Source organism: Delftia sp. CH05 (genome assembly GCF_009827015.1).
Lineage (GTDB): Bacteria > Pseudomonadota > Gammaproteobacteria > Burkholderiales > Burkholderiaceae_C > Comamonas > Comamonas tsuruhatensis.
Window position 1 is genome coordinate 1 of the sequence record NZ_WUMG01000077.1, and the last position, 11,106, is coordinate 11,106.

General features: G+C 60.4%; 10 protein-coding genes. 4 read left to right on the forward strand and 6 right to left on the reverse strand.

Features of this window, described 5'->3' with window-relative positions; all coding sequences use genetic code 11:
* Positions 1–48: 48 nt before the first annotated feature.
* Entirely contained in the window at positions 49–1,059 is a 1,011-nt protein-coding gene (locus GRX31_RS29545) for a hypothetical protein (protein ID WP_160856095.1), read from the forward strand.
* Positions 1,060–1,190: 131 nt separating this feature from the next.
* On the opposite strand, the gene gstA is transcribed toward GRX31_RS29545, so the two are convergent.
* Positions 1,191–1,823: a glutathione transferase GstA gene (gstA, locus tag GRX31_RS29550; RefSeq protein ID WP_160856097.1), complete on the reverse strand. Its 633-nt coding sequence runs from the start codon at positions 1,821–1,823 to the stop codon at positions 1,191–1,193.
* A gap of 150 nt (positions 1,824–1,973) precedes the next feature.
* Between gstA and GRX31_RS29555 the strand changes: the two genes are divergently transcribed.
* Positions 1,974–2,297, forward strand: a complete 324-nt coding sequence (locus tag GRX31_RS29555; RefSeq protein ID WP_047328095.1) for a winged helix-turn-helix transcriptional regulator — start codon at positions 1,974–1,976, stop codon at positions 2,295–2,297.
* Between the two features lie 91 nt (positions 2,298–2,388).
* Positions 2,389–3,369 carry an AraC family transcriptional regulator gene (locus GRX31_RS29560; RefSeq protein ID WP_160856099.1) on the forward strand — a complete coding sequence of 327 codons (981 nt, stop codon included), beginning with the start codon at positions 2,389–2,391 and terminating at the stop codon, positions 3,367–3,369.
* Positions 3,370–3,794: 425 nt separating this feature from the next.
* Here GRX31_RS29560 and GRX31_RS29565 read toward each other — a convergent pair whose 3' ends face one another.
* The 4 genes from GRX31_RS29565 to GRX31_RS29580 form a co-directional block, all read right to left on the reverse strand.
* Entirely contained in the window at positions 3,795–4,088 is a 294-nt protein-coding gene (locus tag GRX31_RS29565) for a hypothetical protein (protein WP_155294206.1), read from the reverse strand.
* Positions 4,089–4,176: 88 nt separating this feature from the next.
* Entirely contained in the window at positions 4,177–5,055 is an 879-nt protein-coding gene (locus tag GRX31_RS29570; protein ID WP_160856101.1) for a peptidoglycan recognition protein family protein, read from the reverse strand.
* A 70-nt stretch (positions 5,056–5,125) separates the two neighbouring features.
* On the reverse strand, positions 5,126–5,818 hold the full coding sequence (locus tag GRX31_RS29575; protein WP_160856103.1) for a DUF1353 domain-containing protein: 693 nt from the start codon (positions 5,816–5,818) through the stop codon (positions 5,126–5,128).
* 604 nt (positions 5,819–6,422) lie between these two features.
* The gene (locus GRX31_RS29580; RefSeq protein WP_160856105.1) at positions 6,423–6,737 is read right to left on the reverse strand and encodes a hypothetical protein; all 315 of its coding nucleotides are present in this window, start codon (positions 6,735–6,737) and stop codon (positions 6,423–6,425) included.
* A 344-nt stretch (positions 6,738–7,081) separates the two neighbouring features.
* Here GRX31_RS29580 and GRX31_RS29585 point away from each other — a divergent pair, with 344 nt between their 5' ends.
* On the forward strand, positions 7,082–10,873 hold the full coding sequence (locus GRX31_RS29585) for a PIN domain-containing protein (protein ID WP_160856107.1): 3,792 nt from the start codon (positions 7,082–7,084) through the stop codon (positions 10,871–10,873).
* Here GRX31_RS29585 and GRX31_RS29590 read toward each other — a convergent pair.
* Positions 10,820–11,106: transposase (locus tag GRX31_RS29590; RefSeq protein ID WP_160856109.1), on the reverse strand; the 287-nt coding region annotated here is incomplete at its 5' end. The genes GRX31_RS29585 and GRX31_RS29590 overlap by 54 nt on opposite strands.

Here is an 11,106-nt window from a genome sequence, read left to right on the forward strand (position 1 = left end):
GGTAGCCGGTCTCGTACACCTTGGTCCATCCCACCGGAGACAGCGTTCATGAACGTGATCCATCAGTTCCTCGGCGGCCTGGCTGATCTGGTGCCTCCGCCCCCAAGGGCCCCAAGCGTATCGAGCGGGCCGAAAACCGGCATGGTGTTCAAGCGCTCGGCATCCATTTCGGCGCCGCTGGTGCGGGGGCAGATGCTGATGCCGGTGACCGCGTGGAACTGGCCGGATCCAGTGACCGGCACCATGGCCGACGCGCAGTTTCTCTTTGCAGATACGGTGCCCCAGTCCGCTGCCAATGGCGCGCTGTACCAAGCGTCGGGGCGCAGCTTTTCGCAGGGATACAAGACCTTTCTGCAGGTACTCGAAGCCTGCAAATTTCCCTATCAGTCGATGCTTGCAGGCGCCATGCAGAAGATGGCAACGCCTGCGGGCGAACCTGCATACTCGCCCACTCCGGTGGGATGGACCAAGGTGTACGAGACCGGCTACCTCCAGTGGAAACCGATCTGGACACTGCCCAAGAGTTCGTCGGAGTGGAGCGCAGCAGTGGCTGTCGGCACGATCGCAAACCCCGGCACCTTGCGCTTGAATCTCAACGACCCATCCGGCGCAGGGCCGCAGGCTCCGGCTTCCCTGCAGGCCCTGGACGCTTCCGGCCGCGTCCTCGCGCTACCCGCAGCTTCGCTGGAGACGGTGACGATCACCTCTGAATGCTGGGACCAAGTGCCGATCTACCCCGGCAGCTGGTACGACGCCTCGATGGTGGCGCTGGGTCGCGGCCTGGTGCCGGATGCAGGCGTATTCTTCGGGCCTGGCGGCCTGATGGCGTGCCGTGTGTCAACTTTCTACGTCGCGTTGAAACCCCGCTTCGACTTCACTGCCGCAGCGCCGATCCCCGCCTCGCTGCGCCAGACGCTGGATGAGGCTGACACCGTGCAGGCCATGGGTGTGACGGTTCAGCGCGCACGCGGAGACGGACAGCCAAACCAGGCCTTGCGCCTCGTGAACACCGATCCTGCCCCCGTCATCGTGGCCGTGAGCCTTGAAACCTTGGCGTGATCCGTCACGTCCACACCACGTCACTTCACGTCAGACAATTTGCATTGGGCACCCTCAAGGCCGCAAGGCGCGGGCTGCTTGCCATGACGCAGCAAAGTGCGTGGTGGCCGCATGCGTGGCGGCCACCGGCCCTATCGCAAACCTTCCGCCTGCAGCGACCGGCGCACGGCAGGCCGCTCCCGCATCCGCGCGTACCAGCCGGCAAGATGCTCCAGGCCATCGAAGCGAATGCTCGTCTTGTAGACCGACTCCAGCCACGGCGCCTGCCCCCACTGCGTGAGCGCGTACAGATAGGCATCGGCCACGGTGAAGCCATCGCCCATCAGGTAGCGCTTGCCGGCCAGTTGCGCGTTCACCCAGGCATACCGCTGCTCCAGCTTGGGCTTGGCCGTCTCCACGCCGTACTTTCCCGCCGCCACCGCATACAGCAGCGGGATGAAGCCCTTGTGGATCTCCGAATTCAGAAAGGCCAGCCACTCCAGCAGCCGATAGCGCTCCAGGCTGCCATGGGCTGGCGCCAGAAGCGATGCAGGCCGCAGGTCCGCCAGATACTGCAGGACGGCAGGCCCTTCCCGCAGCAGGCTGCCGTCGTCCAACTCCAGCAAGGGGACATAGCCGAACGGGCTGAGCGCACGGAAGTCCCTGCCGTCTTCCATCTGGTGGGTCTTGTGGTCCACCCTGACCAGCTTGTAATCAAGCTCCAGCTCGTTCAGGACAATGTGCGGCGCCAGCGAACAGGCGCCCGGCAGGTAATACAGCTTCATGGAATTTCTCTGGTGATGGAACAAGGGGCCTGCGCATTCAGGCGCAGCCCCTGGCCAATGTCATGCACCAGGGAACAATCTGGAAGAAGGCAATAAAACTGCCCATAGGTTAAAAAAATATACCTACCGCCTGCCTATGATGAATGTGCTATGAAATCCAACATCTCCGGCTGCTCCGTGGAAGAAGCCATGCGCCTGCTGGGCGGCCGCTGGAGGCTGCTCATCGCCTCCTACCTCATCGACGGCCCCCGGCGCTTCAACGACCTGCGCCGCGACATGCCCGGCATCTCCCAACGCTCCCTCACCCTGGACCTTCGCGCGTTGGAGGAAGCGGGCCTGGTCAAGCGCACCGTCTACCCCACGGCGCCGATCAAGGTGGAGTACGAACTGACCCAGGATGGGGAGCGGCTCAAGCCCGTGGTGGAAGTGATGAAGGAGTTTGGGTTGTGGGTGAAAGGCAAGGCGCCGGCCTGACGAGAGCTGCGCCGGCTGGTTGTCTCCATCCGCCCCCTGCTGACAGGCAGGCCCCACCGCCGCATGCACGGTGATTTGAAGAACAACGACCATGACGAACAAGCCTTCCGAGCAGGCATCCCGCGCCGAGTACGCGCGACGGATCAATCGCGTGCTCAACTACATCGATGCCCACCTGGATCAGCCTCTGGATGGCGCACATATGGCCGACATCGCCAATTTCTCGCGCTTCCACTTTCACCGAATTTTTGCCGCATGGATGGGAGAAACGCTGGGCAGCTATGCGCAGCGCCGACGGCTCGAGAAAGCGGCGTTCCGGCTGTCCTGCGGCAGCAAGGAAACCGTGCTTGAAACTGCCTTGGCCACCGGCTTCCAATCGGGCGAAGCATTTGCGCGCGCCTTCAAGCTCAAGTTTGGCTGCACGCCATCGGCCTGGCGCTCCACCACGCTTGAGCGGCTGAAAACCCAGGCGGCCGCCATCGGGCAGCCGCCAGGCAGACAGCAGAGCAATCCTGATCAGGTCTTCGGCAATCTCCATCAGGAAGACCCATGCGCGTTCGGCGAACCTCAGGGCTCTTGTCACCTGAAGGAAGAAATCGCCATGGACGTCCGCATCATTGATCTACCCAAAGCACATGTCGCCTATCAACGCTTGATCGGCCCCTATGGGCCAGCCATAGGCCAATTCTGGAGAGGCACCATTGCGCCGTGGATGCATTCCAATGGCCTCAGCGATAAAACGTGCTACGGCATAGGCTATGACGACCCCTCTCTCACACCCGCCAACAAATGCCGCTATGACGCCTGCGTGGAAGTCCCCGCGCATTTCGTCGCCAGCGGCCAGGTGGACACCCAATCCCTGCCGGGCGGCCGCTACGCCGTGGCAAGGTTCAAAGGAAAACCCGAGGGCTTGGCCAACGCCTGGATGTGGCTGACGCGCGAATGGATGCCGTCCAGCGGCATGCAATGCGACGACCGGCCTTGCTTTGAGATGTTTTCTGCGGTCACCGCAATGGATGCCGAAACCGGCGAGTTCTGCTGCGACATCTGCATTCCGGTGCGGGCGCTGTAAAGCGGCTCAAGCTGGGTGAGGTTTGACGACGGCTTTGGGTTGGGCGATTGAACCGCTACCCGCTGCAGTCGTTCGGCCTTAGCCGTCAGGTGTCGGCTTTGCAGCGGTTGCCGGCGCTGATACCAAAACGGCGAGCGAACGGTCTGCGCCAGTTTGCTGTCGCTTAAGCCTCCGTGGATCGAACGACTCGCTGGAAGGGCCTACGGACAATCCCGTCTTCGTCGTTCGAGGGCTGTCTCGGGCAGCAAGGGATCGACTTCGCGCAAGGTCGCTCTCCAAATCGTGTTGAACGCGAAACAGTGGCGGAGATCGGCCCCGCGTCGAATCCAATGTTGGAGTGCGTCGCGATCGCCGCAACTATGGGTGACCGTGCTTTGGCAATCGCATCGCGGCTACACGGCAACTCTTCCTGCGTTGCTACGACCTTACCTGCCTTTGAGAAATTCAGACAGCAACACCCATATGAAGGGTCGTTGGCTTTTCGTGGCCAGGATCTCAAAATGATCCATGATGGCTTCCACGCCGTCCTGTGTATCCATGGCCATCTTGAGACATGAAATACGGATGTCGGCCTTCCCATTGCCATCCATGACCGCAGTGAAGATGGTGCCGCCTACGCTGCCGCAGACGACATTCAACCTCGTCTTCAATCCTTCGGATCTCTGAAGATCAATGCCAGGACGGACTATCAGAGTGACTGTTGTTTCTTCTGTTGCCATGCTGTGTCCTCGTCGGAATGGCTTCAACCGTCGCTGCACGCGCCTTCCGTAGTTGTGAAGGCGTGGGGAGTCCGCGCTATTAAGGTGTTCAGTATTTGTTGCCCACGTACGTTGAATCCCAGGCTTCGGGAATCACCAGGCCGTCGCCCACGGTGAAGTTCTTGCCACCATCCTGGAGCCCGAACGTGCTCTTTGCCCACAGGCCCAGCGTTTGCCAGATCAACGACCCTGGATCGGATTGGCGATCCTTACTCGACTGCCGATGAGGGTGGACCGTCTTGATGGCGCCATTCTGGGCCGCGACCGAATCGATGATCCACCTGATCGTCGTCTGGACAGCTATCGTCTGCGCTTTCGGGAGATTCATGGGCAAGCGCTTGGGGTTCGAGCCGCTAGGTTGCCAGAGTGTCTCCGGCTTCCCCTCTATCCCAGCAAACCAGCCGTCGATCTCGATGCCGACGCTGATCTTGTTGAGGTTTCCTGCATGGTTGCAAACCTCAGTCAGCGCATATAGCTGGTAGATCTTTCCCCCGCGCGTGACGCCGAAATGAATGGGCACGTTGTGCCAGGCTTCTGCCGTTTCCCCGATCTTGGCGGCCGTCTGGTGCAGCACGATCGCGGTGATCGCGGACCAAGGCCTGAACGGATTGGACTTGGAACGCCCTGAGTGTGGGTGCTTGAGTTCTTCGTTAATGATCTCGCTGGGAGCCGGACTCGTGCTCAAGGAGTTGAAGGCCTTGTCCAGTGCGGCTGCTCCGGCCACGGTGACCGATTTGGGGAGATCATCGGTTGGTGCAAGCAACCCTGCTTCGATCATGAAAGCGGCATACGCAGTCAGCGTTTCATCCCCAAGATCTGCATCAGCGCCGAAACGAGGCAGAGCATAGCCGAGCGCTAAAAGCTGCTTCTGAATGTTCTCGACCGCAGGCCCCTTGGAGCCGCTCTTCAGTGCACTCAAAATTGCCATGGCAGTTCCTTTTTCCCAGAGTAGTCGCGGAGAGACCAGTAGCGCGTTGGCGCCTCATTGGTCCGTACGGTCACTGGATGGCGTCCTCCCCGGTCACCACTAAGGTGTCACCGTTGGCAAAGTAGAAGTCCCCTGGCATTAGCTGCTGCGCTCGTTCTTCGATCTGTTCGAGCGTCAGCGCGTTTGGGTTGGCTTCCAGCTGGGTTAAGACCTCTTGCATGGCTGGAGCCAATGCCGGCAAGCTGTAGTCGGCAGGCCGGGTCCGAAACCCCGTGTCGCCTGTGACCGACTTCATCGCGTTGATGCAGTTCTTCCCACAGGCGTTGCCGGCGATGAGCCTGATCCATTTGGGCCCGCCAACCAACACCGCCAAGTACATGGTCTTGGCCTTCGCTTGGGAAACACCCTGGTCCAGCAGTGCATCGTAGAACACCCGATGCGTCATCCTCCACGAGCGGACGTGACGGTCGCAGTAGTGATCGTGGATCACAGCTGCCTTGATGAACCTTGTCTCAAAGGGACTCCCGATGAACGGCTGGAAGACTCCCGGGATTGAGGCACCGTCCGTCTTGAGCCCCGCCTTCGCCTCCCAGACCGTTCCAGATGCATCTTTGAAACGCAGAGCCTCCTTGATGATGCATTCCCCAGCGGCCTCGCATCCCTTCGGCCAGAGCACCAAATCGCCACTGAATTGGGCTGGCGCCAACGTAGGAGTGAGCAGCGCGGCAGCCGTTGCCAGCGTCCGAAACCACGATGGATTCATCTAAAACCTCCGAAAAGGAGTAGCTTGATGCCAAACGCTGGTGTGCAAAACACGAGCCGACGATGTGCCGCCAGCAACGGCGCATACATTTGCAGTAGTTTCTCGGCGGCAAATGCTTTGTGAGCAGTGCTGCGGATAGTACGGCATCTGCACGTCATTGGGCAATTGATGGCGCCGATGCCGATTTGAGCCATGCGCCAGAGAAGTGATGAGCGACTTCGCGCAAGCCGAAGGCCACGCCAGAGGTCGTGCGCTGCCTCATCTTCAAGGCTCAGATCCGCGCTTGCCACAGCAGCCGATCGCCTACAGCGCCGATAAGCTCCGGCATAAGCGGCTGATTCCGGGTAACGCGGACGAGCCACTTTCGGCGCAAAGCGCTAACTCGCCAACTGCGCGAGCAGCCGGTTGCACGATTTAGCGTTGAGTCGTCTCTGATTGACCTGTTCCGGGTGCACAGCGTACCGCCGCGCCTGTCGAGAGTCAGTGGCCTCTTTCGCAGGCGACGGTCGCTCAGTTCTGAAATCTCAAAGTCAGTAGTCAGCTTGCAGTCGTCGTTCGGTAGCGCACTGCGGCTGTCCGCCCCTGGCCGGATTCTGTCCGATGCTCAGGCTTCCCGCAGTTGCCCGGCAAGCACGACAAAGTTGCTGGTGCCAGCCGTGGATTCGACTCCCGAAGGCTTCGTCGTCGAAGCACTGACCAATGACCGGCCCGCCGCGTCAATCCACTCTGATTCGACCTCGCAAGCGATAACGCCTGGCACCGGCAACTGGTCGACAGGTAAGGGGGCGGAACTCACGATGGCATCCTTCTCCACGAACCGATGCGTCCGACCTTGTGCGTCGACCAGGATGCATTCCACCAGGGGCGGATACGCGCTGTCGTCGACGAGACGTGTGATTTCAACGGAGATAACTTTCACGAATACCTACTTCTGCTGTTTGGGCGACCGTCTGCTGTTGGCCGAAGCCGGGCCTAGCTAATGGTGAGTACAGCACCGCAAAGCTGACCTTCGAGGCTGCACCTTGAGCGTCCGGTTAAGGAGAGGCATTCAACTGGTGCAGGCCGTCGCCAGTCGGCCAAGAGCGGACGCCTACCAAAGAACGCATCAAGGAAGTCTGCCAAACCGTCTCACACTCAAGGAGTGTCGCCGTTGGCAGACTCGAACAACTCGGGGGCTCCAGGCGACTTGCGCACGTATGATTCCCACCAGCCGTTGGCTGCCCGGGCCTGGCTGGATCCGTTTTCACACCCGCGGGGAGGAAGATGCACAACGTGCAGTTCGAGATTTCGAAACCCACCGAAGATGGGGCCTTCGAAGACATGTGTGCCCGCATCTACGGGACTGTCTTCAATGATCCATTGCCGCAGACGAACGGGCGCCGGGGTCAGAAACAAGGCGGCATCGATGTGTTCATCGATGCACCAGAAGGCCGGCTAGGCGTTCAATGCAAGAGGTACGCAGACGGTGCCCTGAAGCTCAAGCACGTAGAGCATGAGGTCTCAGAAGCAGACAAGGCGAACACCCCAATCGTACGCCTCATCGTCTCTACCACTGCCACAAGTGATGCGGTGCTTCTGCGGGAAGTGCAGGACCTGTCCGATGCCAGGGTGGCTAAGGGGAAGTATCCAGTCAAGATTGAGTTCTGGCAGGACCTCTGCCGGCACATTCGCGGCAGTTCGAGGCTCCAGAACGACTACGCTCCCAATGCACCTGGCGCCGTCTTTCACCGCTTGGATGAACAGAACTCAGGGATTGAGGCGAACCTGCTCAGCATCAACTCCAAACTGGAAGTTCTGACTGGCCTGCCCAGCGGCCGTGCCGACTCGGTCAATAAGTTCCTTACTTCGCAACTTGACGCCGTCAACGATGTGCTTCGAGCCTCAAGGTTCAAGGATGCCTTTGAAGACTTGCAGCGTATCGGCGCGGACATGTCGCTTTTCGATGCTCACCAGCAGGCACGCTGGTACGTGCAGCGGGGCGTCTGCACGTGGCATCTGGAGAGCGGCGCTGCTGCTGCCCCTGACTTCCTTCGCGCCTCCGAGCTGTATCCCGACGACGAGAAAATCGCAGCTGCGAAGGTGAGAGGCCTCCTCTTCACTGACAAGGTCGACGAGGCACTGGCCGCAGGACATGAGGCACTGGCAAGGTATCCCGTATCAGTCCACGTCTGGATTGCCCATGCCAATGCCAGGATGGTCAAGGGTCACACCCTGGCGCTCGCTGATGCACCGGCCGCGATGCGCGACGACTGCGATGTGCTGCAGCTCCTTGCTTGGGCGCGGAAGAAGGCCGGAGACCTAGCTGGCGCCGTCGAGCTTAGCGCCAAAGCATTGGCCAAGCCGAACGCTGCGTTCTTTGTCAGGAACACGGCGCTGGTGTTGGCACTCGAGGCAGCTGCCTGCGACCCCGTAAAGGTCGCACATGGTCTGGTGGGCGAAGCAGCAATCGCCGCGCTTAGGCAGGCAGTCGAAGCGCTCACCCCGCGAAAAGACCAGGTTTGGGCGGTGCAATCGCCGGGCTCAGTCGAAGAAACGCTGGTGCACCTTGGCTACAGCTACCTTGTGCTGGGTGCGCCTGGTGAGACTTTGGCTCTTATCGAGGAGGCCCGACACGCCGGCGTGCTGCCCCCTCGGCTGAAACGCGTCGCACTAGAAGCCTATCGTAGACTGGGCCGCTCAGACGAATTGGACCAACTTGGTCGGGAGTGGCTGGAAGATCTGGAGGAAGAGGCGTTGATTCTGGTCGCGGAGCATGCCGCTGATGTGGGCGATGTTCAGCTGGTCGAGGCCGTGCAAGCCTTGGTGACGCAAAAGGGCTACCAGCAGGCAGAGGTGCCGCACTTGCTGCTCGCTATGCGGTGGGTCGCTCTTTGGCGCTCGGGCACCGGCAAGCTGCAAGCGCTGACGGAGGTCAAGGCAGCGGATGTTGCGAACTCAAACAGCCTCGCCGTGATATGTGGCGGCGCCCGGATACTGCATGCGCATAAAGACGAAGTGACAGCCGATGCCGCGATTGAAAAGGCCTGCACCCTGGTGTCAAAGGACACTGCTTCGGCAGAGCGACTCTTGCTCGCGGACCTGCTCTTCGCCACGGACAAGCTGGAGTTTGCCGCTCGTCAGTACGAGCTACTCGCCCCACGCGGCAAGCACTCCGAGCTCCACAACCGGCTGCTTCGCTGCTATGTGCGCACGGGCGCACTCCGCAAGGCGAAGGAACTGATCTTGTCGTTTCCAGACACCTGGACAAGCGACGAACGAACTTTGAGTCTCGCAATTGACCTAGGACAGCAGGCATCAGACTGGGAGTTTCTGGTTCCCCTTGCTGAGTTGCATTGCGAGCGGCGGCCGCAGGAGGCCGGCGGCTGGTTGCTACGTCTCGCGCTCGACCTCAAGATGCGCAAGATGGCCCGATTCCACCATGCGCTTGAGTCGGTTCCGGCCGACTTGTCAGGGCCACCAAGACTCCTTTCTCAGGTTGCGTCACTTGAACTCCGCTTCGGCCGCAAAGAGACCGGCATGCTGCGGCTGTATGGCATGTTTCGTCGCAACCTCGACGATGTAGATGCAGCCTCAGCCTACTTCATCGCCCTAGTTGCCGCACCTCAAGAGCTTCCATTCATGGAAGAGGAACTGACGGAAGTTCAGCCTGGGGTTGCCGTGACGCTCAAGAACGAATTGGGCGAGACGGTGACACTGTCTCTGGACCCGGCGGGTTTGCCGGGCCTCCCAGCTCGCGAAGGCATGGTCGCTCCGTCCGATGATCTAGCCCGCAGCCTACTGGGCGCGGCCGTGGGCCAGCAAGTCTCTCTGCCCGGACCCTTCGGAACCGAACTGCGCTTCGTTGTCGAAGGGGTGACAAGTACCTTCCGGCGGCTGCTTCACATCGCGCAGGCACGGGTCAACTCGCCTGTTGCTTCAAACCTGCCGTTGATGTCCGTTCCTGTCCCGAAAACAGACAAAGGGGTCGATTTCAGCCACGTGCACGCCATGCTGAAGCGGCAGTCCGAGCACTCACGCCGCGCGCTTCAAGGCTACGCGGACAGCCCCATCACGCTGGGAATTTTGGGCAAGCTGCTCGGCCGAAGCGTGATAGACATGGTCGCTGGTTGGCCGTCTGACGCGCCGCCCTTGTTCGTGTGCGATGGCACCAAGGAGCAACGGGAGGCTGCTGTTGAACTGCTCCAACGGCATGACGTCGAGTATGTTGTTGACGCTGCAACCATTGCTGAACTGGCGTCACTTGACTGTCTTGCCGCCCTGGCGGCGTTACCTCGCGTCTATATCTCTACGAAGTCCGTTGAGACTCTCGAAGCTCGACTCGAAGAGGCGAAGGTCGAACGCTCCGACGGGCAGATGTTTGATGACAACGGCACGATGCGGTTTGTCGAGTACACGACCCAGGACAGGGAACGGCAGACCGCGTTCATTCAAACCATGGTTGACGCCGTCCGACTGCACTGTGTGATGGCTCCTGCTTATGGCCCGGAAGAGATTCCGGCAGACCTGGAGCGAGCGCAGGACGTTCTCGAAGACGAGGAACTCGCTGCACTGCTACTGACATCGGAAAAGAACGCAACCCTGTTCACCGTTGACGGGCGACTCGCTCAGTTTGGTCTTGCATCGGCGAAGCTCAAGTCGGTGTGGCCGCAGGAGGTTCTCCGGTACGCCGGAGAACGAGGGGAACTGACGCCCCAGCAATACACCTACGCTGTCGTTCGGATGTTTCTGCGGAATCGCAGCTTCGTCTCGCTAGGCTCGTACGACTTGGTGTTCATGTGCTTGCAAGGAGGCTACGCGCTAACCGAGGGGCTTCAGCGATTCAAGGACTACTTGGCCTCCGGTTCCACTGAGCTTGTGTCGGCTGTTTCTGTTGCGTTCGAGTTCCTCGAGCTTCAAGCGCAACACCCCACTCAGTTCAAGGCGTTTGCGGAGCTCATGGGCCACATCGTCGAAGCGAGCCTTCGCCATCCGCACTGCAATCAGGAGGTACTCTTAGAGTGGCTAACACCACCGATCCACGAAGCGTGCACAGATGATCGCCGCTGCCAGTTTTAGCAGCGCTTCGTGGATATCCAGCCGTCGTTCAAAGCGGATTCGCAACTTGCCAAAGCCTGCAAACCATCCATGAGTCCGCTCCACCACCCAGCGATGCTTGCCCAGTCGCTCGCTACTCTCAACGCCTCGCCTGGCAATGCGGCTGGCGATGCCCCGTTGTCTCAAGTGCGCACGGCAACGCTTGTAGTCATAGCCCTTGTCGGCGTGCAACTTCGATGGTCTTTTGCGGGGGC

Coding starts and splice junctions, on each gene's coding strand:
- GRX31_RS29545 (WP_160856095.1), top strand. CDS start 49: ATGAACGTGATCCATCAGTTCCTCGGCGGCCTGGCTGATCTGGTGCCT.
- gstA (WP_160856097.1), bottom strand. CDS start 1,823: ATGAAGCTGTATTACCTGCCGGGCGCCTGTTCGCTGGCGCCGCACATT.
- GRX31_RS29555 (WP_047328095.1), top strand. CDS start 1,974: ATGAAATCCAACATCTCCGGCTGCTCCGTGGAAGAAGCCATGCGCCTG.
- GRX31_RS29560 (WP_160856099.1), top strand. CDS start 2,389: ATGACGAACAAGCCTTCCGAGCAGGCATCCCGCGCCGAGTACGCGCGA.
- GRX31_RS29565 (WP_155294206.1), bottom strand. CDS start 4,088: ATGGCAACAGAAGAAACAACAGTCACTCTGATAGTCCGTCCTGGCATT.
- GRX31_RS29570 (WP_160856101.1), bottom strand. CDS start 5,055: ATGGCAATTTTGAGTGCACTGAAGAGCGGCTCCAAGGGGCCTGCGGTC.
- GRX31_RS29575 (WP_160856103.1), bottom strand. CDS start 5,818: ATGAATCCATCGTGGTTTCGGACGCTGGCAACGGCTGCCGCGCTGCTC.
- GRX31_RS29585 (WP_160856107.1), top strand. CDS start 7,082: ATGCACAACGTGCAGTTCGAGATTTCGAAACCCACCGAAGATGGGGCC.